General features: G+C 66.2%; 24 protein-coding genes. 2 read left to right on the top strand and 22 right to left on the bottom strand.

Going from position 1 to position 23,863, the window contains the following annotated elements; genetic code table 11:
* Positions 1-33: 33 nt before the first annotated feature.
* The 11 genes from tagF to WKW79_RS01755 form a co-directional block, all read right to left on the bottom strand.
* Positions 34-609 carry a type VI secretion system-associated protein TagF gene (gene tagF, locus WKW79_RS01805; protein ID WP_340333382.1) on the bottom strand — a complete coding sequence of 192 codons (576 nt, stop codon included), beginning with the start codon at positions 607-609 and terminating at the stop codon, positions 34-36.
* Positions 603-3,929: a type VI secretion system membrane subunit TssM gene (tssM, locus tag WKW79_RS01800; protein ID WP_340333381.1), complete on the bottom strand. Its 3,327-nt coding sequence runs from the start codon at positions 3,927-3,929 to the stop codon at positions 603-605. The genes tagF and tssM overlap by 7 nt, the downstream gene beginning before the upstream one ends.
* Before the next feature lie 7 nt (positions 3,930-3,936).
* Positions 3,937-5,073, bottom strand: coding sequence for a DotU/TssL family secretion system protein (locus WKW79_RS01795; RefSeq protein ID WP_340333380.1), 1,137 nt, complete (start codon positions 5,071-5,073; stop codon positions 3,937-3,939).
* The gene (tssJ, locus tag WKW79_RS01790) at positions 5,070-6,272 is read right to left on the bottom strand and encodes a type VI secretion system lipoprotein TssJ (protein WP_340333379.1); all 1,203 of its coding nucleotides are present in this window, start codon (positions 6,270-6,272) and stop codon (positions 5,070-5,072) included. Before tssJ ends, WKW79_RS01795 begins: the two co-directional genes overlap by 4 nt.
* 150 nt (positions 6,273-6,422) lie before the next feature.
* A complete protein-coding gene (locus tag WKW79_RS01785) occupies positions 6,423-7,145 on the bottom strand; it encodes an OmpA family protein (protein WP_340333378.1) in 723 nt (240 codons plus the stop codon).
* 64 nt (positions 7,146-7,209) lie between these two features.
* Positions 7,210-7,944: a head GIN domain-containing protein gene (locus WKW79_RS01780; RefSeq protein WP_340333377.1), complete on the bottom strand. Its 735-nt coding sequence runs from the start codon at positions 7,942-7,944 to the stop codon at positions 7,210-7,212.
* A gap of 34 nt (positions 7,945-7,978) precedes the next feature.
* Positions 7,979-8,422, bottom strand: coding sequence for a hypothetical protein (locus WKW79_RS01775; protein ID WP_340333376.1), 444 nt, complete (start codon positions 8,420-8,422; stop codon positions 7,979-7,981).
* Positions 8,406-9,983, bottom strand: coding sequence for a DUF4384 domain-containing protein (locus WKW79_RS01770; protein WP_340333375.1), 1,578 nt, complete (start codon positions 9,981-9,983; stop codon positions 8,406-8,408). Before WKW79_RS01770 ends, WKW79_RS01775 begins: the two co-directional genes overlap by 17 nt.
* 30 nt (positions 9,984-10,013) lie before the next feature.
* Positions 10,014-10,373 carry a hypothetical protein gene (locus WKW79_RS01765; RefSeq protein WP_340333374.1) on the bottom strand — a complete coding sequence of 120 codons (360 nt, stop codon included), beginning with the start codon at positions 10,371-10,373 and terminating at the stop codon, positions 10,014-10,016.
* Positions 10,374-10,445: 72 nt separating this feature from the next.
* A complete protein-coding gene (locus tag WKW79_RS01760; RefSeq protein WP_340333373.1) occupies positions 10,446-11,018 on the bottom strand; it encodes a hypothetical protein in 573 nt (190 codons plus the stop codon).
* Between the two features lie 289 nt (positions 11,019-11,307).
* Complete coding sequence (locus tag WKW79_RS01755; protein WP_340333372.1) at positions 11,308-11,880, bottom strand: hypothetical protein; 573 nt, start codon at positions 11,878-11,880, stop codon at positions 11,308-11,310.
* Positions 11,881-11,902: 22 nt separating this feature from the next.
* Here WKW79_RS01755 and WKW79_RS01750 point away from each other — a divergent pair, with 22 nt between their 5' ends.
* Positions 11,903-12,988: an alpha/beta fold hydrolase gene (locus tag WKW79_RS01750; protein WP_340333371.1), complete on the top strand. Its 1,086-nt coding sequence runs from the start codon at positions 11,903-11,905 to the stop codon at positions 12,986-12,988.
* A 252-nt stretch (positions 12,989-13,240) separates the two neighbouring features.
* On the opposite strand, the gene WKW79_RS37010 is transcribed toward WKW79_RS01750, so the two are convergent.
* The 3 genes from WKW79_RS37010 to WKW79_RS01740 form a co-directional block, all read right to left on the bottom strand.
* The gene (locus WKW79_RS37010) at positions 13,241-13,819 is read right to left on the bottom strand and encodes a DUF6037 family protein (RefSeq protein ID WP_422823783.1); all 579 of its coding nucleotides are present in this window, start codon (positions 13,817-13,819) and stop codon (positions 13,241-13,243) included.
* A 90-nt stretch (positions 13,820-13,909) separates the two neighbouring features.
* The gene (locus tag WKW79_RS01745) at positions 13,910-14,419 is read right to left on the bottom strand and encodes an RIP homotypic interaction motif-containing protein (protein WP_340333370.1); all 510 of its coding nucleotides are present in this window, start codon (positions 14,417-14,419) and stop codon (positions 13,910-13,912) included.
* Positions 14,420-14,517: 98 nt separating this feature from the next.
* Positions 14,518-14,790 (bottom strand): hypothetical protein, encoded by a 273-nt coding sequence (locus WKW79_RS01740; RefSeq protein WP_340333369.1) that lies wholly within the window; start codon positions 14,788-14,790, stop codon positions 14,518-14,520.
* 390 nt (positions 14,791-15,180) lie between these two features.
* Here WKW79_RS01740 and WKW79_RS01735 point away from each other — a divergent pair, with 390 nt between their 5' ends.
* Complete coding sequence (locus WKW79_RS01735; RefSeq protein ID WP_340333368.1) at positions 15,181-15,423, top strand: ribbon-helix-helix domain-containing protein; 243 nt, start codon at positions 15,181-15,183, stop codon at positions 15,421-15,423.
* 33 nt (positions 15,424-15,456) lie between these two features.
* Here the strand turns inward: WKW79_RS01735 and WKW79_RS01730 are convergent, their stop codons facing one another.
* The 8 genes from WKW79_RS01730 to mhpA all read right to left on the bottom strand — a co-directional run bounded on the left by WKW79_RS01730 (position 15,457) and on the right by mhpA (position 23,855).
* The gene (locus WKW79_RS01730) at positions 15,457-16,299 is read right to left on the bottom strand and encodes a caspase family protein (RefSeq protein ID WP_340333367.1); all 843 of its coding nucleotides are present in this window, start codon (positions 16,297-16,299) and stop codon (positions 15,457-15,459) included.
* Between the two features lie 5 nt (positions 16,300-16,304).
* On the bottom strand, positions 16,305-16,922 hold the full coding sequence (locus WKW79_RS01725) for an anti-sigma factor (RefSeq protein ID WP_340333366.1): 618 nt from the start codon (positions 16,920-16,922) through the stop codon (positions 16,305-16,307).
* Between the two features lie 238 nt (positions 16,923-17,160).
* Positions 17,161-17,757 (bottom strand): RNA polymerase sigma factor, encoded by a 597-nt coding sequence (locus WKW79_RS01720; RefSeq protein WP_340333365.1) that lies wholly within the window; start codon positions 17,755-17,757, stop codon positions 17,161-17,163.
* A gap of 188 nt (positions 17,758-17,945) precedes the next feature.
* Positions 17,946-18,995 (bottom strand): MBL fold metallo-hydrolase, encoded by a 1,050-nt coding sequence (locus WKW79_RS01715; protein ID WP_340333364.1) that lies wholly within the window; start codon positions 18,993-18,995, stop codon positions 17,946-17,948.
* 185 nt (positions 18,996-19,180) lie between these two features.
* Positions 19,181-19,786, bottom strand: coding sequence for a class I SAM-dependent methyltransferase (locus WKW79_RS01710; protein ID WP_340333363.1), 606 nt, complete (start codon positions 19,784-19,786; stop codon positions 19,181-19,183).
* 133 nt (positions 19,787-19,919) lie between these two features.
* Positions 19,920-20,936, bottom strand: coding sequence for an MBL fold metallo-hydrolase (locus WKW79_RS01705; RefSeq protein WP_340333362.1), 1,017 nt, complete (start codon positions 20,934-20,936; stop codon positions 19,920-19,922).
* 16 nt (positions 20,937-20,952) lie between these two features.
* Positions 20,953-22,206 carry an MFS transporter gene (locus WKW79_RS01700; protein WP_340333361.1) on the bottom strand — a complete coding sequence of 418 codons (1,254 nt, stop codon included), beginning with the start codon at positions 22,204-22,206 and terminating at the stop codon, positions 20,953-20,955.
* A gap of 26 nt (positions 22,207-22,232) precedes the next feature.
* Positions 22,233-23,855 (bottom strand): bifunctional 3-(3-hydroxy-phenyl)propionate/3-hydroxycinnamic acid hydroxylase MhpA, encoded by a 1,623-nt coding sequence (gene mhpA / locus WKW79_RS01695; protein WP_340333360.1) that lies wholly within the window; start codon positions 23,853-23,855, stop codon positions 22,233-22,235.
* Positions 23,856-23,863: the final 8 nt, after the last annotated feature.

Raw genomic sequence — 23,863 nt, 5'->3', positions numbered from 1 at the left:
CAGCATCCGAGGTGGCCTAAGCGCTTCGTCCAACTACGTTTTCTCGATCGGCTCAAGCAGGTGGACCAGCAGCGCCGGTTCCGGCGGCCACGCCGCAGGCCGCGCAGCGGCATCGCGCGCCGCGGCAAGCGGCCACCACAGGCTGGCCGGCGCCGGTGGCAAGTCGTGCAGGGGCTCCACAGCCAACCCCGCGCGCGGGGGCAACGAGGCGATCACGGCTTCGAGCACGTCCGGCCCCTGTGCGACAGCGTCGAGCAGCGCGGCCAGCCTCACCCAGCTCTCATCCGGGGAGGCCGGCACATCGAGGCGTTCCGCCAAGGTGAGCGGAAAGGCGCGCCCGACACGATCATGCGACGCCATGACGATGCCGCACCAGATCTCGCCAGCGGCCGGCAACGCCATGTAGCGCCACGGCGCGAAGCCGCCCAGGCGTTCGCGCAGCGTGGCGCCGTCCAGCGTCGTGGCGGCGAGGGCCAGGCCGCGTTGCAGCCAGCCATCCCAATCGCTGCGCCAACGTGGCGGCAGGCCTCGGCCGACGAAATCCCCGCGCGCCGGCAACTTTCCATACCAGCCCACGCGGCGCGACTGCGCTGACGACGACTTCACCATGATGCGGATGGGCAGCGAAAACGCGCCAGTTCCCGGAGTGTCCAGATGTCGGCGTCGGCCGAGCCGGCTGCAGCGCTTGCCTCGACATCGAGCTTGCGCGTATCGACGATCAGGGACAGTCGGGCGGGTGCGCCGCGCGCTCCCTGCCAGTCGTTGCGCAACAGCACCCGGAGCCAGGCGAACGGACCTTCATGCACTTCGGCGCCGACGCCAGAGGGGCCGGGCGGCAGGATGCGCAGCAGCACCTTCTGCGTGGAGGCCGGCCCGGGCCAGACCAGGTCCTTGCCGCGCGGCGGGCCGTTCTCGAAGCGCAGCAACTGGCCATCCACATCGACGCTGAATTGCAGCAATTCCGCATCCATGCGTTGCGGCGTGAGGCGCAACCGGAGTTCGGGCAGCGGCGCGCCTTGCGGGAAGAAGAGGGTACCGATGGCCGCCGCCTGCTCGAAGGCCGCCGGCACGCCCGCCGCGACGCCCGCGCCGCGCGCCTTCCATGGCCGGCTCGCCATGTCGACGCGCTCCTCCAACTGGTGGCGCCGGAACTCGTCGAACAGCCCGCCCGGGCCGAACAGGCGCGCGAAATCGCCCGGCGCCATGTCACGCGACGCGCCGCCGCCGAACGGGAAGCGATCGCGCGTCAACGTTGCGCAGGCCTCTGCGAGTTCGGCCAGCGCGGCATCGAAGTTCAGCTTGGCGCCACCGCGCGCGCGAATGAGGTTGGCGAGGTCCACGTAGAGCTTGCGCAGCTCGGGCGGCGCGCGGGCGGCCTCGGCGCGCAGGGTCGCATCCAGCTGGGCGGCGGCGCTCTCGTCGCGCTTGCCGGTGGTCAGCGCCTGCAGGCGGTCGAGTGCTTGCGGCCCGGCTCCGGCGGCATAGTCGCCGAGCGCGCCGAAGCGCGCCCGCAAGGCGCCGTTGAAGCCGTTCTCGGCTGCGCTGCCGCCCTGGGGTGGTGCGCTGAGTTCGTCGGCCAGGCGCGTGAAGAGGCGGCGCAGCGGGGAATCGGGCGCCGTGAGTTCGGCGGCCCTGCGCGAGGCGGCCTCCGCATCGGCGACGGGCGCCAGTGCGAGCGCATCGAGCTGGGCGGACCAGGCCGCGATCACCCGCTGCGCCTGCCGCTTGCCGACCTGCATGGCGATGTCGTCGCGCCAGCCGCGGTCCTTCTGTAGCCGCCGCATGTCGCCGGCGGTGTCGCCGAGCACCCAGTCGGCCTCGTTCGCAAGCGTGTCGAGCAGCGGATCGAGCGCCGGCAGGAGCCTGCGACGCCAATCGCCCGCGCTCGAATGCACCGGCATCGGGCCCGCGCTCGACGCGGTGAAGACGAGGGCGCCGCCTGCGCCCAGTTGCGTCGGCAGGTCTTGCGGCGGGTCGGTATCAGGCACGCGTTGCAGCAGCAGGTCGTGCACGCGTTGGGCGGGTGACAGCGCCGCGAGGGCGCCGCGTGCCGCGCGCACGCCGGCCTCGTCGGGGCGCATGGCCTCGGGAAGGCCGCTGCGCTCGATGAGGGTGTCGACATGACGCGACCATTCGGCGCGCTCACCGGCGCCGCTGGCCTGCACCAGGGCCTGCCCGACCCAGGCTCTCAACTCCGGACGGACCAGGCGCGCCGGCTCGGAAAGCATCAACGCCGCGCGCAGCGCCTCGTAGCGCGTCGCGCTGTCGGGGGCTTCGCGCAGGTCGCGCCGCAGGCGATCGACCAGCAGCGGCGCCAGGCTGCGATCGAGCATCTCGCGGTAGGCCTGCTCCGCCGAGCGCGCCAACCGCGGCCCCTGGAACAGGCCGAAGCCGAAGCCGGCCGGCGGTTCATCCGGGTCGATGCCGTCGTTGGAGGCCAGGCGCTCCAGCAGCGCATACAACGGCAGCACCTGTTCCAGGCTGGCCGATTCCAGCGGCCCGATGCGTTGCGTCAGTTGCTCGACGCGCGTGCGCACCGTGTCCACATAGGCGAGGTTGCGCTGGTAGCTCTGCCACCACAGCGCGGAGGCGGCCAGCAGCACGATACCGGCCATGCCCGCACCGACCATGACGGCGCGCCGCCGCCAGCGCAGCCGCCGCAAGCGCTGGCCCGCCAGTGGCGCCTCCGCAATGACCAGTCGCTTGAGCAAGGCGCTCAGGAAGTACGACTTGCCGCCGGCGTCAGGCCGGGCCAGCGGCTTCAGCGCCAGGCCATGACTGCGCGCGAGTTCGCTGATCACGCGGTCGATCGGGTTGCCCTCCTGCGTGCCGCTGGTCAACGCGATGGAGCGCAGGCGCTGCGCGGGCTCGACGGCAATGCCGGCAAAGGCCTCGCGCACGAAGCGTTCCAGCGGGCCGAGCAGGGCCTTGAACTGCGCCGCGAAGGCGTAGATCGGCAAGCGGCGATGCGCCATGCGTTCCTGCTGGAGCCTCTCCGGCGTGCGCTGCGCCAGGCGCTGCGCGAGTTCGTTCAGGCGCATGTCGAGATTGACCGGGACGCCAACGACATCGGCATCGAACACCAGCCCCCAGAACTGCTCGCGCTGCGCCGCGTCGAGGTCGCCGAAGGTCTCGATGAACCCGGAGAGCAGGTCGGCCTTGGTGACCAGCAGGTAGACCGGGAAGGCGAGGTCGAGTTCGCGCCGCAATTCGTCCAGCCGCGCCGCGACCGCCGCCGATTGCCGCGCCATTTCCGCGCCGCCCTGCAGCAGGTCCGGCACGCTGACGGTGACGATCACGCCGTTGATCGGCTGCACCGGCCGGTGCCGACGCAGCAAGGCGAGAAACTGTTGCCATTCGCGGGCATCGGCCGCGGCATCGCTGTCCTGCGTGAGGTAGCGGCCTGCCGTGTCGATGAACACGGCCTCCTGGCTGAACCACCAGTCGCACTGGCGTGTGCCGCCGATGCCGGCGAGCGGGTCGCGCCCCAGCTTCTCGGCCAGCGGAAAGCGCAGGCCCGAATGCAATATCGCAGTGGTCTTGCCGCCGCCGGGCGCGCCGATGATCAGGTACCAGGGCAGTTGCTGCACCTGCCGCCGGCGCTGCCACCAACGACGCGCGCCCTTGGCCTCGACGCCGTTGCGCAGCATGGCGAGTGCGTCGCGAAAACGCTGACTCAGTTCCAGGCCGACGTCGCCCTGTTCGAGCCCTTTCAGCAGCCGCTCGTTGCGCCGCCGGGCCAGCCACAGCGACAGCGCATACAGCCCGACCAGCAGCAGCGCAACCAGCACCAGCAAGCCGAGCCGGGCGCGCACGCCGTCGAAGGGATGCCACTTGCCGAAGACGAGCAGCGGCGCGGCGAACCACAGCAGCATCCCGGCCGCGCCGAGGTTCACGGCGATTTGCACGATGCGGGGCGGCGCCTTCATTCCAGGCTCATTCCGGGAACAACACGATCTCGACGCGCCGCAGCGGTCCGCTGGCCGCAGCGTCGACGCGGGCCTCGACCGCAATGCGCTCGTCACCGATGGCGAGGCGCAGCGCGTCGGCCGCGCCACGGGCCCATTCCATCGCCTGGTGCCAGGCCGAGGGCGTGCGCGCGGTCGGGGGATCGTTGCCATCGGTGTAGCCGACGACCAGCACCTTGCCCGGCACCTTCTTCAGCGCCGCGCCCACGCGCTTCAGGGCGTCGGAGGTATTGGGCAGCGCCTCGGCACGGATCATGACCACGCTGCGCAATGCCTCGTCGCGCACGGCCAGGCGGCCCGCATCGATGTCCTCGCGCAGTTGCGAGGCCAGTCGCGGCGGCACGGCCGCGGGGGCAGCGACAGGCGGCGCGGGTTCAGTGCGCGCCGGCAACAGTCCCTGCATCGACGCCAGCACGCCATCGACGCGCGCCGCCAATTGAAGCTGGCTCGCGCTGTAGACGCCCAGGGCCAGCACGCCCAGCAGCAGGACCATCGGCAGCGCGATGCGTGGCGCGCGCGGCGGACTGGCGGCGGCCGCGGCGCAGTGCCATGCGGGCACCAGCGCCGGCGACGGCGCCACCTGCTGCAGGGCCAGTTGCACGCGGGCGCGCAGGGTTTCGTGATCGCGGTTGTCGGGGCCGATGCGTGCGCGCAGCCCCAGGCTCAGGCAGGTGTGGAACAACTCGAGCAGCGCACGGTTCTCGCGCGGCTTCTCGGCGAGGCGCGACAGCAGGCGCAGCAACTTGTCGCCTCCGCTGGCATCGCCATGAAAACGCTGCAGCAACCCGGCGCCCCCCGTGCCCCAGGGGGCCGCGGCGAACTGCTCGTCGCCCCAAGCGCAGAGCACATAGCTTGCGGCCGCGACGCTGGGTTCGTCGACGCCCGCGACGCGCGCGTCGGCTTCGAAACCGGCCACCGTTGCGGACAGCGTGCGGCGCAACTCGGCGACATCGGCGGGCGTCGAATCGCGCAGGCGCGCGATCAATGCGACCAGCGGCAGGGCCTCCTTGCGCAGCGCACGCACTGTCGGCGGCTCATCGACCGCATCGACCCCGTCCATCGCGCCGGCGGCCGGCGACGCGGGCGCGGCGCCGGGTCGATTCACCGTACCCACCCCAGTTGCAGCTGGCGCGCCTGCGCATCGATGCGCGCGCGCGGCGCCAGCGGGCCTGCAGGCAGGGCCAGGACCGCCCGCCATTGCGATTGCTCGATCTCCCGGAACGCACCGAACACGGCGACGGCGCGCGCGTCGCCGCCGATCTCCAGCGCCAGTTCCCGCGCCTCGCCGGGGCGCAGGTAGAGCTTCTCGCGCACCAGCACGCTGGAACCGAGCGCGGCCTCGTCGTCGTCGTAGAGGCTGTCAAAGCTGGCCTTCTCGAAGCCGCTCGCGTCGCGAAGCACATAGACCCGCAGTGCCAGAGAGGCGGAGGCATTGCGCGCATCGGTGTTGAGATTGCGCTGTGCCTGCACCAGCAACTGGAGGTTGCGCTTCGGTCCCGCCACGGACAGCGCCGGACCGGGGTTGAACATGAAGTTCACGACCATCGAGGTGTTGACCCAGGGGATCTGGCGCTCGGCGGTGTCGCGCAGCACCTTGATGCGCACCGCCTTCATCATTTCCTCGACATCCACGCCGGGCGTTTTCAGCTCGGTGGCGAGGTGTTTCGTATAGACGCTGTTGCCGCCGATCGGGCCATCCTCGGCGACGCGGCCCGGCGCGGCGGAGAAAGCGATGAGCGCGCCCGGCGCGGCCATCTCGGCCAGGCCGCTGGCATTGCGCGAGCCGCGCCCGCGCGTCGCGAAGGGGTCGTTGCGGCACGCGTCGATGATGAAGATGCGGGCGCGCGGCCGCACCCGCTCCACATGCGAGAGCAGCGCTTCCTGCATGTCGATGGCCTCGTCGCGCACTTCGGCCTCGTCGCGCAGCGCGATGTCGACCGGCAGGAGGTAGTTGCGCCCGCCGATCTGAACGCCGTGGCCCGCGTAATAGAAGACCGACGCGACCTGGTCGTCGTCCATGCGCCGCGCGAATTCCCGCAGCACCCGCTTGAAGTCGCGGGCATTGAGATTGAGCTGCTCGTCCACCTCGAAGTTGAGGCTGCGCAAGGTCTGCGCGACCAGGCGGGCGTCATGCTCGGGGTTGTTGAGCGGCATCTCCGGATAGCGCCCGTTGCCGATGACGAGGGCCACGCGGCGTTGTCCGGGGGCGTCGACCTTGGGCTTGGATTGGGCCAGGCTGGCCGTGCTCCACCACGTTGGCAGGAGGCCGAGGCCAAGGCAGGCGAGCAGGCGACGGCGACTCATGATGCGGTGAGAGGACTGTGTACTGCGGACCGGCTGGACTCCCTGGCGAATCGCGTTCCATTCTCGGCTGTGCACTGCGGAGGCACAAGGGGAGCGGGGGAGGCCGCTACCCCTTCCTTGGGACGCTCCGAGGGCCGGCGCCTGGCTTGCTCAAGCCCCGCGGAATTGCACGCGCCGGTTCACGGCGGCAAGCGGGTCGGTGCCTTCGATCGGGCGTTCCTTGCCATAGCCGACCGTCTTCAGGCGTGCAGCGTCGATGTTGTGGTGGTTGACCAGGTAGTCGCGGACGGCGTTGGCACGGACACGCGACAGTTGCATGTTGTAGGCCGCGCTGCCAGCGGCGTCGGTGTGGCCCTCGATCGTCACGATGCTTCCCGGGGCCAGCAGCTTGATGCCTTCGGCAAGTGCGTCGAGCTGGGTGCGGGCGATCGGCAGGATCTCGGCCGAGCCGAAGCCGAACTGCACCGGCAGGGACAGCGCCGCCGGGGCTTCGGAACCGGGGTCGTCATGCGTAGCGGCGGCGGGGCGAGCGGCGGCTGCGGCGGTCAGCGTTGGCGCAGTGGTCATTTCGGACACAGCGGGTCCGGGGCGCGCTGTGGCCGCGGGACGCGCCGAGGTCTTCGGCCTGGGGGCCGCAGCGACCACCGTGGATTTCCTGGGGGCCGAAGCCTGGGCTGCAGCGGGCTCCGAGGCCGCGGGTGCATCGTCGAGCAAGCGGATCGAGCGGTTCTTGCCCAGCACGTCCGCAACATCCTGCGGATTCACGATCTGGCCTTCGCGGTACACGACCACCTTCTCGGCCTTGACCGGGAGGGCGACCAGGACACCGGCGGCAGCGAGTGCGAGGGCGAGGGTGCTGAGGTAGCGGTACATCGAAGTGCTCCTTGAGGGGGTGGATTCGTCAACACCCATGGGTTGCACCTGCCGCCTGGCCGGTTCAATCTTTTTCGATCGAACCGATGCCCTGGATCGAACGTGTGATGGCCGGGTTGCCGCTGTAGCGCACGTTGCCAATGCCGCTGATGCGCACGTCCAGCTTCGCGCTGGCGGCGAGCCGCACTTCGCCGTTGCCGCTGATGGTGACGTCGGCGTTTTCGCTGGCGAGCCGGGGCGCGGCATAGGTGCCATTGCCGGTGATGGAAAGTTTCTGCGCCGTCACTTTGCCGCCGCCCACCGTGACTTCGCCGGAGCCGGCGATGCGCACATCGAGGGTGCGCGCGTTCTCCAGGCGGTCGAGGCGGATCGAACCGCCGCCGGCCAAGGTCAGCACGAGCGTTTCGGTCCGCAGCGGGCCGATGCTGATCTCGCCCGTGGTGCGCGAATCGAAGGCGCGCAGGTTGCGCACAGCCAGCTTCATCCGGATCGGTTGGTTCGTCTCGACCTTGCCTTGCGAAAGCCCGATGACCAGGCGCCGGTCGCGCACCTCGGTCGTGATCTTGCGCAGCACCTTGGGTTCGGCCTCGATGGACAGCGATTCGCGCGTGCCCTGTTCGATGCTGACTTCGCCGGCGACCGAGAAAACCACTTCATCGAAGTCAGCGACGTTGCGGCTTTCGGTTTCCGCCCGCGCTGTCCCGCAGAAGGTCGCGGCAAGGATCGCGATGCAACCGGCAGCCAGGGTCGCTCCACGCGACAAGCGCCGCACCTGAAACACATGGGAGGGATGGTTCATGGTGCGGCTCCTGGCAAGAATCGGGCGATTGGATTCAACGTGGCATCGCAAGGTTCGGGGCCGGCGGGGAGGGACGTGCCAGGCAGGTGGTGCCGCCGAGATCCGCCGTCACGAACAAGGCGCCACCGTTGCGATCCGTGGCCACCATCTTCGCGCCTTGCTTTGCCTCGGCGCCCAGCGTGACCGGCCCTTCGTCGAACAGCAGCCGCCCGTACTGCCAGCAGCGCAGCTGGTAGGTGCCTGCCGCCTTGCGTACCGGTGGCTGGGGGGCCGGCACCGGCGGCAGCGGGGCGGCGGCGGCAGGAACCTGGGTCACGACAAGGTCATCGCCGCGGGTGGTGGGCGTGACACCCGCCGTCGCCCAGGGGTGCCATTGAAGCGCCACGCCCGACCCGATCACCACTGCAACTCCGGCCAGTGCAGCCACGAGACCGCGATGCTGCTTGCGACCGTTGATGAAATCACTTGGCTTGTACATGGAAGTTCTCCTGGGCGACTTTGCCGCCGCTGGCTTTCTCGAAGGCGGCGCGGATCATTTGCAGCGACGCGCCGGGCAAGGGTTCGAAGTCGGTGCCGACCATCTGCTGGGGCAGCGAGGCCATCACGTCCTGTTGCGTGGCGAAGCAGGAGATGGTCTCGGGCACGCCCTTCGTGTTCATCGACAGCTGGAAGCGCATCGCGCCGGGCAGGTTCAGCGGCTGGGCCGCGGCGATGCGGGAGTCACGGGCAAAGCGGTTCGGGAAGAAGCGGATGACCTTGGAATCCTCATCCTGCAGGTAGCAGTAGACGTGGGCGTCCTGCGACGGTTGCAGTGCGAGGTTGATGCTCTCGCCGCGGGCAAAGCGGGTCTGCTGCTTCGGCGCCGACACGGACAGCTTCAGCGGCGCTGCTTGGGGTGCAGGCGCGGGGGCCGAGGGCGATGCCGGTGCGCCGGCCACCGCGGTGGGCGGTACGTAGCGGGCCGGTTGCGCCGGGCGCGGGATCTTCGTGTGGTCCGCGGCGAGGAAGGCGTAGAAGAATTCCTCGTCGAGCAGCGCCTTGCGGCTGAGCCCGAGCGCCTCGCGATAGTTCGAGATCGCCTCGTCGACGGCCGGGTTGAACTCACCGTCGATCGGGCCGTCATAGAAGCCGCGGCGGCGCAGCTGGTTCTGGAAGTAGGCGATCAACTCGACGCGGGTCGCCGCCATCGAGTGGTACCAGTCGAACATCTCGAGCTTGGTCTCTTCGTTCGCCTTGGGGTCGGACACGCCCAGGCAGGTCCAGTAGGGCGTCTTGGTCAGCTTGCCGATGAGCTCGACGGCAGCCAGTTCGACCAGCCCGCGCAGGGCCTGCGTCTGGCCTTCGGAGCGGGCCAGGTTCATGCTGTAGTTGATGCCGAACTTGCGATACGCGGCATCGCCGTCGAAACCGCTGCCTTGCTTCAGGATCACCACCGAATTGCGCGAGGTGACACCGGGCAGCACGCCCATGTCGCTGGTCGTCAGCACGCTCAGGTCCAGCGCCAGCATGCTGGAGGCCGCGTCCTTCGCAACGCCCAGGTTGAGGTACGGAAAGATGCCGAGGCCGCCGTCCTTCTGGTTCTTGATCAGGTTCTCGTCGAACTGCGAGACGGAACCCTTGATGTCGTACAGCGGAATGGCCTGGTACGCCCCCTGGCTCTGCGCCGTGGCGAGGAAGCTGACCACGTTCAGCGTGTCCTTGCCGAAGGCGACCAGGCGCACCGCACGGCTGCGGCGCGACATGTCCGACACCGACGAGATCAGCATGTCACGCGTGCCGGCGTTCAGCTTCTTGGTTTCGTCGGTGATTTCCTCGGTCAGCATGGTGACGTCACGAACGCCGTAGTCGAGCAGCAGCGTGTCCATGCAACGCAGCGAGTAGGAGAAGCCCGTGATCGAGCGCTGGGGCCGATCCTCGGGGCCCTTCCGAACCTCGGCGGTCTGTTCGACCGTGGGCTTCTTGACCTCGAACGTCTGGCAGCCTGCGAGTGTCGCGACAGCGGCAAGGGCGAGGACGCGCACGAAAAGGGGCGGGTTCATGACATCTCCGTTGTTCAGAAGGGTTGGGGATCAGTTGCAGCCGCCGCGGCCAACGATGTTGATCGCGTTGGGCGCGAACACGAACACCTCGCGCGGTTGTGCGCCGATGCGCCCGCCGGTGTCAACGTTTCCGATGTTCTGGCTGCCGCAGGTGCTGGTCTGGTTCTGGTTGCCGAAGCCCTGGTTGTCGTTGGTGTTGATGCCGAGCTTCTTCTGCTGTTCGTCCTGCCGGCGCTCCTGCGCGGCGGCGCGGATCTTTTCCTTCGCGATCTTGGCGCGGAAGTTCGAGTCGACACCGATCAGTTCCTGCCCTGCGAAGGCATTGGCGCCAACGCCCAGCGTGGCGGCAATGAGGACGATGCGGGCGGTGCGGGTGAAGGTGGCGCTCATGTTGGATCTCCTGGGGGGAAAGGCCGCCGGCACGGAGGGCGCCGGCGGGGAAGGGACGATGACGAAGCCGGTTTACTTGGCGACGCCGATGCTTTGTTCCGCGGTCGACAGGAAGCCGGAAGCGGTGTTGGTCGAGTTGGTCGCGATGACGGTCGAGTTGGTCAGCTTGCCGTTGCCTTGTGCGCCGCCGATCTGCTGGGTGGCCGTGGACAGGAAGCCGGAAGCGCGGTTGGTGGCGCCGTTGGCGATCACCGTCGAGTTCGTGACCTCGCCGTTGTTCTTGGCGAAGCCCACTTCCTGGGTGGCCGTGCTGAGGAAGCCCGAGGCCTGGTTGTTCAGGTTCGTGCCGATGACCGTGCTGTTGGTGATCTTGCCGTTTTGCGTGGCGCGGCCGATGCTTTGGTTGGCCGTCGACAGGAAGCCGGAGGCGCTGTTGGTGGCGTTGGTGGCGATCACCGTGCTGTTGGTGATCTTGCCGTTCTGTTCGGCCACGCCGATGTTCTGGCGCGCGGTCGACAGGAAGCCCGACGAGGTGTTGCTGGCGCCATTGGAAATCACCGTGGAACCAGCGATTTCACCGGCCATCGCGCCACTGAAGGCGAAACCGAGGGCCACGAGGATGGAAGCTTTGCGAAGGATTTGCATGAGGATCTCCAGAGGTTGATGAGTGACAGGAATTACGGTGGGGCTTGCGGAACTGCTTGCCTTCCCGGTCATGGGTTGCGCCTGGTGGGGAAACGGTTCAAAGGAAATCGCCAGCTGCGCCGCGTTCTTTTCGACTGGATCCTCAATGGAGAGGAGGGCGGCCGCGCCCCGGCGCCGCGGATCCGAAGCTTCGTGCGCCAAAGCCACCTCCACTCCCATGAAAAAACCCGCCAGCGCGGGTGCGCGGGCGGGCAGGTTGGTGGTTGAAGCCGGCGCAACCGGCGCGTGCTTACTTGGCAACGCCCACGGCCTGGTCCGCGCTGGACAGGAAGCCGCTGGCCGAGTTGTTCGACGTCGTGGCGATGACCGTCGAGTTCGTCAGCTTGCCGTTGCCTTGCGCGCCGCCGATTTGCTGGGTCGCCGAGGACAGGAAGCCGGAAGCGCGGTTGTTGGCGCCGTTGGCGATCACCGTCGAGTTTTCCACCTTGCCGTTGTTCTTGGCGAAGCCCACTTCCTGCGTGGCCGAGCTGAGGAAGCCCGAGGCCGAGTTGTTCAGGTTGGTGCCGATGACCGTGCTGTTCTTGATCTGGCCGTTTTGCGTGGCGCGGCCGACGTTCTGGTTGGCCGACGACAGGAAGCCGGAGGCGCTGTTGTTGGCGTTGGTGGAAATCACCGTGCTGTTGGTGATCTTGCCGTTTTGCTCGGCGACGCCGACGTTCTGCTTGGCCGAGGACAGGAAGCCCGAAGCGGCATTGGAAGAACCGGTCGACAGCACGGTCGAGCCAGAGATTTCGCCTGCCATCGCGCCACTGAAGGCGAAACCGAGGGCCACGAGGATGGAAGCTTTACGAACGATTTGCATGATGAACTCCAGAGGTTGATGAGTGACAGGATTTGCGGTTCGGCTTGCGGAATTGCTTGCCTTCCCGCTCATGGGTTGCGGCTCGTTCGGGATCGGTTCAAACAAATTTCAATCAAATGTGATCGCGGCGTACGATCCCCCGGCGATGCCCGACAGCGCTCCGACCGAACCGCCGCCTCCGCGCGCACCACGCCTGACGGGCCTGCGTGGCACCCTGCGCGCGCTGGGCAACTTCGGGCTGATGGGCTTCGGTACGTCCGGCGCCGAGGAGGACGAGAGCTTCACCGCCAGCGACGGCCAGGTCATTCCCGTGTGCGTACTGGGCAAGGGGCCACCCCTCGTGCTGGTTCATGGCGTCGGTTGCTCGCATCGAGACTGGATGCCGGTGGCCCGGCAAATGGCGCGGCGCCATTGCGTGCTGGCCTGGGACGCGCGCGGCCATGGCGGCTGCCGGCCGGTGCATGGCAGCATCACGCTGGCTCGCCTGGCCAATGACCTTGCCGAGATGCTCGATCACTTCGGGCTGCAGCGTTCCGTGCTGGTGGGGCATTCCATGGGTGCGCTGACGGTGATGCAGTACTTGCAGCGGCACGGCACGCTGCGGGTCTCGGCTGTGGCGCTGGTGGACCAGTCGCCGCGCATCGTAACGGACGACGAATGGCGGCTTGGGCTGTTTGGCGGGTGCAGTGCGGCGATGCTGTCCGGGCTGATCGCCGGTGCGCGCCGAGACTTGGCCGAGACGCTGTTGAACGAGATCGGCGCGATCGGTGGCGCCTGGGTGCGGCGGCAGCTCGGTATTGAAACGTCACTTGGGCGCCTGCTGCGGCGGCGCCTGGGACGCATCGATGTCAGGCCCTTGCTGGACCTCGCCGAATCGATGGCGCAAGCGGATTTCCGGGACTCCCTGTCGCGGCTCGATGCGCCGCTGCTGGTGGTGCTGGGGGCGCGCAGCCCGCACTATGCGGGCGTGCCGCTGGATGTCTGGTACCGGGACACGGTGAAGCACGCGGAGGTTTCGGTTTACACGCGGGCCGGGCATTCGCCGCATGTGAGCGAGCCACAGCGATTTGCGCGGGAGTTGGAGCGCTTTATCGGCGACCACGCTTGAAGCAAGTCCAACATTGAAAACGCACCCTGCCCTGCGCGCGCTGCCGGGTTTTGCCGCGACGGCGACGCAGTAGGCCGTCGGCTCGACCGCTCAGTTAGGCCCAAGGCTCAGATATCTGCAGTACGAACAATGGACTTTCCGAAGCATGGGCTGCACGTTTCAAATGCGACGCTGCGCATGCCATCGCTGCGATGTTCCACACTAATTGACCCACGTCGCTCGGCTTGCCGGGGGGAGTCCTCTCGAGAGAGGTTAGGCGCCTCTTGGTTCACAGTATTGCACTTCTTTCGTAGCGTCATCTGTCCACCGACTACTAATGTTGTGCCTGCTGCAAAATTGATAAGTCGCGTAACCGCAAAGTCTGAGGGTCTTTGCCAGGTTCTTTTTGGACGAGCTAGAGGTCTTCCCGTCATGTGTAAGCCATCCGAAAAAATAAATCTTGTCTGCATCTTCGACGTCTCGACTGTGTATCGCGATCTCTGTGATCGATGGCGTTCTGCCTGCGTTCGTTGCAACTGGAACGACTTCTGCAAATTCATTGAAAAACACTGCCGGACTAAATGGATTGGCACGGTTGGGATGAAGTTCAAGCGCTCGGACGAGGGCTCCATACGCTTCACCGAGGTAGGTGGAGACGCTGTAGTCTCGACGCACCTTCACCACAAAGAACAAGTTATTCGCGCGACAACCAAAGAGCAATTCGTGTGGAAACTGGTCTGCGATGTAGATGACCGAAAACACCAGCGTTCGAAATCGGAAGGCAAACTTGGTCTTCGTTAACCTCTGGGCGATCATATTGACGTGAAGTTGAGATAGATGGGGGATTTGCATAGCTATTGAAAGTTGGTGGCCAACGCCAGCTTGAACCGCGGTCCCGGATTTTCGGGCCCGCCAGTTTTGAAGCACTGGATGGCGCTTGCCTCAGCCCAGCAGAGCGAGAACACCAGACGTAGCACTACCCAACACTGCTGCAACAACTGGATTGCCCATGAAGTCGCGGAGCAGGCCCTTGGCAGTAGCTTTCTCGGGCGGGGTAGCGTTGCATGACTCAATCTCCTCCACGAGACCAATAAGACTGCTGGCGATGTGTTGGAGGTTGTGATCACCGATTTGTATGCCTTGAGAGTTAGTGATGTTAATCGTCGTGTTCTGGAGCGAAGATTTATTTGAGTCGACCATTGAACCGTCCTTTTTGAGCTTGAGGGTCCAATGCGCTGGAATGGTATGCAGTCCGGGACTGTAGTTTGCCTCTAAGACTGTAAAGAACTCTTCCTTGCCACTTGGCAGGGGCCGTATGAGCTTGCAACCCTCTTCAACATCCAATGTGGGTTGAAATATGGACGCCGAGAGACCGTTTTTTGATCCAATAGCGGTCTTAAATGGTCCAGCCCTTGAACCATCACGCGACTCGAGGAATACCGTGTCGTTCATGAGGTCCTCAAAAGGATTTGCCATCTTACTTCCTCGGAACTAACGGACGAGGTGAACGCGCCCTAGGCACGCGGGTCGACCAAATTTTGGGAAGTTGGTCACTTGCAACTGAATTGAACTTCAGCGCCAGCATACGAGGAATAAGGCATATAAGGCTTTGCGTCTGAGCTTTGCACCGACATTCTCTTTCCTTGCTTTGCGCAGAATGCGGCGGCCTCTTTCAGTATCTCTACTTTCGTTGCGTTTCCGTTGTAAGCCCACGCATCCTCTTTTGCATAGACGTAGCTATCTCCACCGAGATCCACGATGCCTGAATTTGTTGCACACCCACCAAGTGCTAGCGGGATTAGTGCAGAGATAAAAATTCGCATGCTTACTGCTCGAAATGAAATTACCTAGCGGACGAGTGAGGCGACACCGTAGACGGCCGGGCCAGAGGCCAATACGGCAAACGGTACAGGGAATGCAGCGCACACGGTTTGCAGAAATTGCATGAAGTCCAAAAAAGGAGCACGAAACGCGTGGAAAACACAAGCCCCAAAGCTTGAAGTTCGTGCAACCGGGGACGCGAGCAGAATCACAAGACGTGAATGCGCGCACACCCTGACTGGAAATGCTTCGCGGAGGAAACCATCCCACCGACCTGTCGCTTCTGCGCTGTTCTTGGCACTAGCGGCAAGGTATTGACGGTCATAGGTTGCATTGCGCTTAAATTCCAATGGTCCAATTGCTCTAGAAAGCCTTAAAACTCCGATTCCGCCATGAATACTGTCCGCTGGAATATTTCCATCTCATCAGACACAGATCAGGTCGTGCGCATGTTCCCCGCCAGCCAAGGCGGCGGCAAGGGCGACTTCTCCCGCTTCATCGAGGAGGCCGTGCGGGCGCACATCCTCGACCTGTTGGCCCGGCAAGCCAAGGCGGTAAACGCCAGCGTGAATGAAGCCGACCTCAACTCCATAGTCGCCGAGGCGGTCGATCGGATCCGTCCGCGCGAGCACTGAAGTGTTCCGTACTCGGAACAGGCATCGCCAAACTCAAGTTCCGCAGCGACCCTTGTCATCCGACTTGAAGCAAAAGTCCGCCGTCAGGCTCGACGACTCCCACGGCACCTGCACACGCCCGGTGTCCTCGGCCACGGCAATCCGCACCCGCTTGAACAACTGCTCGATCTGGAGCCCCGGCGTCGACATGTTGGCCAGCAGGTGGCGCGCGTAGACGCTGTGCTCGCTGTTGGCGCCGTCGAGCGCGACGCCGTTGGGCGCGGTCGAGAAGGCGACCAGGGTGCCCACGGGCGCATCGAGCGTGGCAAGGCCGCCCGGCGTCGCGCCGCGGAATTTCAGGCGGCGACCGTCCGGGCCCACGATGACGCCGCCGGCAAAGGGATTCACCCGGCAGGCGTCGAGCACCACGATGTTGGCGCCGGTGCGGATCGCGCTGAGCCGATCGACGAATTCACCGACATCGGCACTTTGGCGCTGGATCTCGTCTTCTGTCTTCGGATCGGCATCGACCGGCACCAGGTAATTGCGGCCCTTCACCTGCACCCCGTGGCCGGCGTAGAACAGCATGCGGACAGCAGCCTTTGGCGCGCGGATCGAGAACTCGCGCAGCGATTCGATCAGTTCCGTCAGCCGGGTGTTCTGGCGCAATGTCACGTCATAGCCCAGGCCGCGCAGCGCACCCGCGACCGCGCTGGCGTCGCCGGGCGGATTCTTGAGCGGTGCGGAGCGATAGGCGCCGTTGCCGATGACCAGTGCGATACGTGAACCGGCGTCGCCGGCAACAGGCGGGGCCGCAAGGGCGCGGCCGAGGAAGGGCAGGGCTGCGGCGCCCACGGCGCCACGCAGCAGCAGACGGCGGGTCGGCAACGGGGCCATGGCGCTTACTCCTTGGGCGGCACGCCCGGGGCCAGCGCAGCCGCCTGCACGATGGAGGTGGCCTTCGCCTTGGCGAGCGCCGCGGCTTCGCTGCCGGCCGGCACCCGCAGGTAGTAGTCGCCGAGCTGGCCGGGGCCGCCGGCCAGTTCGCCTCCCACCTGCACCAGCAGCATCCGGATGTCGGCTTCCTTGGCGTCGGGTGCGAAGCTGATCTTCAGCATCGGGCCTTCCTCGACGCGGATCGAATGCAGCGCGCGGATTTCGTCGGCGCTGTCGCGTGCCTCGCCCAACAGGCTCACGATCACGCCGCCCTGGACCGCGACCACCGCCAGCGCCGCCATCGCATAGCTCGGGCGCATGCCGAAGTTGCCGAAGAAGGCGCCGATGCGCTCGGCAATGGTCGGCCGGTCGCCCTGGATCAGGCGCATGGTGCGCGCCAGGCCGATGGTGGCCGGCACCGCCGGCACGTTTTCCTGCACCTTGGCCTGCAGCGAGTGGTACCACTCCAGTTCGCTGCGGGCCTCGGGATGTTGCTGGAGGTAGGCATCGACCCAGGCGCGGTCTTCGGCGCCGATCGTGCCGTTCGCGTACCAGGGGAGCAACTCTTCAAAACGTTCGTTCATGATGTGTGCGCTCCCAAGCCAAAGGTCGCGCACGCGCGGTGTGTCGACGATGAAATGTTCTGGACCATGGTAACCACCGGATTTCCTTGGCTCTGCGAGCCTCCAAAATTGACCCAATCGTTGTCCATGAGACCCCGATCAACCTGCACGGGGCATGCCCGTGTCGCCTCTGTGTTGCGGGGGGTCGGCGGATGGTTCAAATTATTTATCCCGAACGCCTGTCAACTCGGCCAGAAGGTCAGCCTGCCAGCGCGCCTCTGGCGTCCGGACTACCACCTTCGCTGCGCAGGAGCGCCTGCAGACAGTTCTTGATCTTCTGGCGGGCGTGGAAAAGCCGGGTCTTGACGGTGCCTTCCGGGCAGTTCTGCACCTCCGCGACGTCGGCCAGGCTCATGCCCTCGTAGAACACCAGGTGCAGGCATTCCCGGTGCTCGTCCGACAGCTTGCCCATGCAGTGCTGCACGCCCTCGCGCCGTTGCTTTTCCGCCAGTTCCGCGTAACCGTCCGGCGTGTCGGAGGCTTCGGTCTCGGCGATGTCGTCGAGGTCGCCATGCACCTCGTCGGGCCGACGGGCGCGGTAGACCATCAGCGCCTTGCGGCGCGCGATGCCGATGACCCAGGTGGAAAACTGCGAATCGCCCCGGAAGCGCTGCGGAAAGCGCCAGACCTCGTAGAAGGCATCCGCCAGCACTTCCTCGGCCCGGGCGTGGTCGTTGAGCATGTTGAGCACATACGCGTAGACCTTGCGACTGAACGCCTTGTACAACTGGCGAAACGCTGCCTGGTCTTCGCGGCCAATGCGAACGAGCAGTTGGTTGACCTCGTCGTTGTCCATGCAGGCAGGGGGCGGTGCGGTGGCGTTGACGAAATATAACGTTTATGTCCGATTCATAGCGAATCTGCGGACACATCTGTCCGTATGCGAGGAAATGCCTGTTCGTGGGCACCCGTGGAACCGGCTTTGCCGGGCCACTGGGTGCGCCCCCTCGAGGGGGAGCGCCGTAGGCGCATTCGGGGGTGGGCTTATTTTTTGCGATACCAGGCGCAACCGTCGTCGTCGATGGTCTTGATGGCCCGCCCCGCGTGCACCAGGTAGTTGAGGCAGGCAATGCCTTCGCCAGTGGCCATGCCGAACACGGCCATCTGCGATTCGGTGATCGGCCTTCCGAACAGGGCGGTGAAGGTGTCCACCACGCGCTGGGGCGTCTCGAGCGAGGCTTCCAGCCGGTCGAGCGCGCGGTGCTGCGAGGAATCCAGGTAGTCCAGACGGGCGTGCAGGCCGTGGAAGCATTCGTTGTGCGCCGGCAGCACCAGCACGTCGTCGGGCACCTCCCGGCGCAGCTTGGCCAGCGAGGCAAACCAGTCGGCCATCGGGTTGGCATCGGGTTCGGTCGGGATGACGGACACGTTGGACGAGATGCGCGGGAGCACCTGGTCACCCGAGATGAAGACCTTGAGCGCGGGGCAGTAGAGGCAGGCATGCTCCGGTGAATGGCCGTTGCCGGTGACGACGCGCCAGGTGTTGCCGTTGATCTGGAGTTCCATGCCGTCGCTCAGGCGCTGGAACGAATCGGGCAGGGTGTGGATCTGGTGGCCGAATCGCCCGAACCTGGCGCGATAGGACTCGACGGCATTGCTGCTCCAGCCGGCTTCCTTGTAGAAGGCCAGCGCCTCGGGCGGCGCCTCGCGTCCGCTGTCGGAGGACATGACGCGGCAGGTGAGGTATTCGAGGCGCGACATCCACAGGCGGGCGCCGAGCTTGCGCGTCAGCCAGCCGGCCATGCCCACATGGTCCGGATGCAGGTGCGTGACGAAGATCCTGTCGAGGCCGCGGCGCTTCGGGTAGGCGGCGAACAGCTCGCGCCAGACGGCGGCGGTCTCTTCGTCGCGGATGCCGGTGTCGACCAGGGACCAGGCGTCGCCGTCGTCCAGCGCCCAGAGGTTGATGTGGTCGAGCTTGAAGGGCAGCGGCATGCGAATCCAGTGCACGCCCGGCGCCACTTCGAGCATGGTGCCGCGTTCGGGGGCTGCCTTGAAGGGGTATTTCAGGACGGGTTTTTCATCGGTCTGCATGGGGGTGTCTTGGAGTGGTTGTCGCCGGGGCGGCGTTGAGCGGCTGACATTTTGACAAGTCAGAAGGTGTGAAGATTTCGTAGCGAGGGCGCCGAGGTCGGGTCTGCGGCGCGGAACCGCACTCTCGTGCGGTGAGCACCGCAGGCCCGAGATCGGTGGCCGCAGTAGAAAGATTCGCACCTTCTTCAGTCGGCCGCGCACTCCAAGGCGAACGTCGGCACGTCACAGCGTCGGCTGAGCCACAGGCCACCGCCCAGCTCCTTGAACTGCCGGGACAGGCCGCCGCGATAGACCTCGGCGCGGTGGCGGAACAGGTGCGGATCGGTCAGGTCCTCGTCCACGATGTCGCGCTCGTAGTCCTCGCGGGCCACGACTTCCACGTAGAGGGCGCCCTTGCTCAGGGTGCCGAGGTTGCGCATGGCGCGTTTCAGGTCGGTCGGGTTCAGGTAGGCCAGCACGCCCTGGCAGATGACGAAGTCGAAGGGCTTCTTCGCCTGGTAGTCGACCACCGAGCCGCGTTCCCAGCCGAAGCGCCCGCACAGGTATTCGCTGAACTCGACGCCGTGGAAGGAGGCCTGCGGGAAATGACGCGCCACGATGTCACGCCACAGGCCGACACCGCAACCCACGTCCAGCACCCGGCGCACCGGCACGCGCAGGTACTTGAGGTAGGCGCAGACGAAGGCGCCCAGGCGCTCGACGTGCTGCGGGTCCGCCACCTTGGTCTTCTTGTCGAAGTAGTAGCGCTGGTAGTAGGAGGCGTCGAAGGCGGCGGCGCTGACGGATTCCATGGGCTGGGGTCCTTGTTCAAATCACCGATCGGTTGCCGGGGGCTGCGGCACCCATTGTGCCGCCGGCCGAATGGGGTAGGGCCGCCACCTTCGATCGGGTGACATGCGCGCGAGACCCACCGCGCGCCTTCGCTCATTCGCCGATGGACCCCGCCCGATCGACTCCCGCATCGAGCTTCACCTTCTCCTTGCGCGCATCGAGCACCTCGACCTTGCCGCCGTCGATCTCGAAGCGCATGAGGTCCTCGCCGACGGCCAGCGGGCCGTCATAGGTCTTGCGCGTGCGCGCGACGATCTCCGTGGGTGGCACGTCCAGCGGCGCGTTGGCCTTGAGCGTGATGATGTGCGTGTAGGCCGCCACCTTGGGCCGGGCCTTCGAGAAGATCTTGCCGGCTTCCTCGGGCGTGGTGTGGTGCGCGGCGATCTCCTTGAAGCGCGGATAGGCCTTGAGCAAGCCGGGATCGATGTCCGCGACCTCGTGGATCAGCAGGTCCGCGCCCTTGGCCATGGCGGCGATACGTTCGTCGTAGGTGGTGTCGCTGGAGATCACGACCTTCTTGCCGTCGTACTCGATCACGTAGCCGAAGTTGTATTCGATGAGGTCGCCATGGTGCGTGGCGAAGGCGCTAACCTTGACGCCCGCGTTTTCGTAGACCACGCCGGCGTCGATGTCGTGTGCGTCGAAGGCGATGCCGGCGGGCGGCAGCTTCTCGTCGTCGATGCGCGTGCGGATGTCCTCGGCAAAGGCGGCCGTGAGGTTCCTTGTCATCGCGACCGTGCCCTTGGGGCCGTAGATCTTCATCGGCGTGGTGCGCGAGGCGAAGGGCGTCGGCAGCCAGCCGGTGAGCCACAGGTCCGGCAGGCCGACGAGGTGGTCCGAATGGAAGTGCGTGAGGAAGCTGGCCGTGACGTCCCTGAACGGGATGTTCAACTGGGCCAGGCGGATGGTCACGCCGCGGCCCAGGTCGAACAGGAGCTTGTCCTTGCCAGCCTCCACGAGGATCGACTGGCTGAAGCGCACGTTGCTGGGGACGGGGCTGCCGGTGCCGAGCAGCGTGACGTTGAGCGGCGCGGCATGGGCGGCGACGGCGGCACATGCGATGGCGGCTGCGCCTGCGATGCGGCGGATGAAGGATTGGAACTGGATCATTTGGAATCTCCCTGAATCAGCGTTGCTTGCCCGGCGCCGTCTCTTTGAGCGAGAGCGCCACCAGCAGCCCGATCACCAGCGCCACAGCCGCGAGGTGCATGATGTATTGAATGCCGAAGTGCTGCGCCACATAGCCCGCAATCACCGGCGCGATGCCGCCGCCAAAGATCTCGCCCGTGCCCACCACGATGCCCGAGGCCGTCGACATCAGCTTGGCCGGCACCGACTCCGCGCTCAGCGGGCCGACGGTCAGGCAGATCATGCTGAAGATGAAGAACAGCGTGACGAACAGCCAAGTGAACAGGCGCCACGGCTCCGCACCGGTGTGCATGAGGAAGTAGAGGCCAACGGCCGCGCCGGTCACCGACAGGATCATCACCGGCTTGCGCCCGATGCGGTCCGACAGCGCCGGCATCAGCAGCGTGCCCATCGTCCCGCCGAAGCCGATCGCCGAGAGCACCAGCCCCATCTGCTCCAGCGACAGGTGCAGGTAGTCGATCAGGTAGCTCGGCAGCAGCGCGCTCAGCACCACGAGGTTGGTCAGCCAGCACAGCATGCCGATCATGTTGAGCGGGATGTTGCGGTACTGGAACACATCGGACCACTTGTGCGGCGAGGCATCGTGCGTGGTCGTGTGCGCGGCAGCGACAGTGGCCGGCGTGTCGCGCAGCATGCGGTACAGCAGGTATGCGATCAGCAGGCCGGGGATCGACACCATCGCGAAGATCCAGTGCCACTCGACCACCTTGAGCAACTGCGTCACGAGGATCGGCGCGATGCCCAAGCCGAATAGGGGCAGGGCGGCCTGCTGGATGCCGATGTTCATGCCCTGGCGCGATGGCTTCGATGCGTCCAGCGTCGCGACGATGCTCGACGGCGTGTAGGCACCTTCCGCGAAGCCGATCAGCGCGCGGATGAACATCAGGCTCATCACGCCGGTGGCCAGGCCGCTGAATCCTGCAAGCAGCGAGAACACGATGATCGCGGGGATGATGACCTTGCGATGGCCGAAGCGGTCGGACAGGTTGCCCATGAACAGTGCGGCCACGCCCCAGGCGATCGCGAGCACGCCGGTCACCTGGCCGAGCTGCTGGTAGTTCAGGTTCAGGTCTTTCGCGATGACCGGGAACAGCGGCAGGATCATGAAGCGGTCGATGCCGACCAGGCCGAAGCCGAGGCAGAGCAGGGCGACCGCCTTCCATTCGTAGCTGACGTCCCAGCGGGATTTCGCCGGCGCGGTGACGGGATGGCTTGCGACGTAGGTGTTCATGGTGTTTGTCTCCTTGTGTGCGTCGTTCAGGCGGCGAGCGCCTGCGGTGCTTGCTCGCTTTGCTCGGCCTGCACATGCACGCCGTGGCGCTTCAGGTCGGCCGCGAGGTCGTCGACGAGACCGTTGACGTCGCGGGCATTGGCGACCGCGCCATAGAGATAGAAGTCGGGCCGCACCAGCATGGTCTGGATGCCGTGCTGTTCCATGTACGGCAGGTACTTGTGATCGACATCGATCAGGGTGCCTCGCGCGGCGATGTTGCCGACGACCACGCGCTTCGCGCCGATGGCATCGAGGAACGCGCGCTGCGATGAACCGAGCGACGGTGCGCTGCCACGCGAGACGAGCACGAAGCCCAGGCCGACGACTTCATCGAAGCGACCCTGGCGTTCACCCGAGCGCACCGTGCCGTGCGGGCTCAGCAGGCCAGCAGGCGCTTGCACCGCGCCGTCCGCATCGCGGCGCAGGATGCCGTCGGTCAGCGAAGGGAAGGCGGGCGGCGGCGGCACCTTGCCGCTGAAGAAGGCCTCGTCGCGCTCCGCGGCCTTGTCGGCATCGGGGATGCAGATGATCTTGCCGAGGAACATCGACAGGTCGATCACATCGCTGACATGCGGCCGGCGCTCGGGCTGGTACGTGTCGAGCAGCGTGTCGTCGGCGTGGCCCTTCAGGATCAGGTCGAGCTTCCATGCGAGGTTCCAGTCGTCGCGCAGGCCGGCGCACATGCCCTGGCCCATGAAGGGCGGCATGACGTGCGCGGCATCGCCGGCGATGAGCATGCGCCCCTTGCGCCAGGTGTTGGCCAGCAGCGAGCGGAAGGTGTAGACCTTGTGGCGCACGATGGTGGCCTGGTCGCGCTTCACCCAAGGCTCCAGCAGGTCCCACGCGACATGCTCGTGCTCCAGTTCCGCGGCGGTCTCGTGCGGCAGGCGCATGAACTCCCAGCGGCGGAAGTAGCGGCCGTCCTTGATGCCGGCCGGCACGATGGTGGTCGGGCGGATCGGGTTGCAGTACTGGGCGGCGGGCGGGATGTCGAGCGTCACGCCTTCGTTGGGCAGCACGTCGATCACCAGCCAGTCGGCTTCGAAGCCGCGGTCTTCCTGCGTCGAGCCGATGGCCTGGCGCACCAGGCTGTTGGCGCCGTCGGCGCCGATCAGGTACTTGCAGCGCACGGTGCGCGTTTCGCCGGACTCGGTGTCGCGCACCACGAGCTGTGCGTAGTCGGCGGTCTGCGTGGCTTCGACGGCCTCCCAGCCGAGGTTCAGCGTGACCTCGGGCCGGGCCTGCACCACCTCCTCGAACATCTTCTCCAGCGTCGGCTGGTGCACGAAGTTGACCTCGGGGCCGCCGGAGATCGATTCGGATTCCCAGTCGATCGAGAGCAGTTCCTTCCACTCGGCGTTGAACCACTTGTAGTGCGGGCCGGCATGGCTCACGGCAGGCAACTGTTGGCTCATGCCCAGGGCGGACAGCACGCGGTAGAGCTCATGGTCGATGCACACGGCGCGCGGCAGCGCATAGCGCTCGCGCCAGCGTTCGAAGATGGCGACCTTGTGGCCTTGCCGTGCGAGCGACAGGGCCATGATCTCGCTGACCGGGCCATAGCCGATCTGCACGACGTCGTAGAAGGGAATTGCGCTGGTGGTCATGGTGAGTC

The organism is Variovorax robiniae (genome assembly GCF_037889955.1).
GTDB classification, from domain to species: Bacteria; Pseudomonadota; Gammaproteobacteria; order Burkholderiales; family Burkholderiaceae_C; genus Variovorax; species Variovorax robiniae.
This window is presented reverse-complemented; position numbering and strand designations above follow the sequence as displayed.

Coding starts and splice junctions, on each gene's coding strand:
- tagF (WP_340333382.1), bottom strand. CDS start 609: ATGGTGAAGTCGTCGTCAGCGCAGTCGCGCCGCGTGGGCTGGTATGGA.
- tssM (WP_340333381.1), bottom strand. CDS start 3,929: ATGAAGGCGCCGCCCCGCATCGTGCAAATCGCCGTGAACCTCGGCGCG.
- tssJ (WP_340333379.1), bottom strand. CDS start 6,272: ATGAGTCGCCGTCGCCTGCTCGCCTGCCTTGGCCTCGGCCTCCTGCCA.
- WKW79_RS01785 (WP_340333378.1), bottom strand. CDS start 7,145: ATGTACCGCTACCTCAGCACCCTCGCCCTCGCACTCGCTGCCGCCGGT.
- WKW79_RS01780 (WP_340333377.1), bottom strand. CDS start 7,944: ATGAACCATCCCTCCCATGTGTTTCAGGTGCGGCGCTTGTCGCGTGGA.
- WKW79_RS01775 (WP_340333376.1), bottom strand. CDS start 8,422: ATGTACAAGCCAAGTGATTTCATCAACGGTCGCAAGCAGCATCGCGGT.
- WKW79_RS01770 (WP_340333375.1), bottom strand. CDS start 9,983: ATGAACCCGCCCCTTTTCGTGCGCGTCCTCGCCCTTGCCGCTGTCGCG.
- WKW79_RS01765 (WP_340333374.1), bottom strand. CDS start 10,373: ATGAGCGCCACCTTCACCCGCACCGCCCGCATCGTCCTCATTGCCGCC.
- WKW79_RS01760 (WP_340333373.1), bottom strand. CDS start 11,018: ATGCAAATCCTTCGCAAAGCTTCCATCCTCGTGGCCCTCGGTTTCGCC.
- WKW79_RS01755 (WP_340333372.1), bottom strand. CDS start 11,880: ATGCAAATCGTTCGTAAAGCTTCCATCCTCGTGGCCCTCGGTTTCGCC.
- WKW79_RS37010 (WP_422823783.1), bottom strand. CDS start 13,819: ATGCAAATCCCCCATCTATCTCAACTTCACGTCAATATGATCGCCCAG.
- WKW79_RS01745 (WP_340333370.1), bottom strand. CDS start 14,419: ATGAACGACACGGTATTCCTCGAGTCGCGTGATGGTTCAAGGGCTGGA.
- WKW79_RS01740 (WP_340333369.1), bottom strand. CDS start 14,790: ATGCGAATTTTTATCTCTGCACTAATCCCGCTAGCACTTGGTGGGTGT.
- WKW79_RS01735 (WP_340333368.1), top strand. CDS start 15,181: ATGAATACTGTCCGCTGGAATATTTCCATCTCATCAGACACAGATCAG.
- WKW79_RS01730 (WP_340333367.1), bottom strand. CDS start 16,299: ATGGCCCCGTTGCCGACCCGCCGTCTGCTGCTGCGTGGCGCCGTGGGC.
- WKW79_RS01725 (WP_340333366.1), bottom strand. CDS start 16,922: ATGAACGAACGTTTTGAAGAGTTGCTCCCCTGGTACGCGAACGGCACG.
- WKW79_RS01720 (WP_340333365.1), bottom strand. CDS start 17,757: ATGGACAACGACGAGGTCAACCAACTGCTCGTTCGCATTGGCCGCGAA.
- WKW79_RS01715 (WP_340333364.1), bottom strand. CDS start 18,995: ATGCAGACCGATGAAAAACCCGTCCTGAAATACCCCTTCAAGGCAGCC.
- WKW79_RS01710 (WP_340333363.1), bottom strand. CDS start 19,786: ATGGAATCCGTCAGCGCCGCCGCCTTCGACGCCTCCTACTACCAGCGC.
- WKW79_RS01705 (WP_340333362.1), bottom strand. CDS start 20,936: ATGATCCAGTTCCAATCCTTCATCCGCCGCATCGCAGGCGCAGCCGCC.
- WKW79_RS01700 (WP_340333361.1), bottom strand. CDS start 22,206: ATGAACACCTACGTCGCAAGCCATCCCGTCACCGCGCCGGCGAAATCC.
- mhpA (WP_340333360.1), bottom strand. CDS start 23,855: ATGACCACCAGCGCAATTCCCTTCTACGACGTCGTGCAGATCGGCTAT.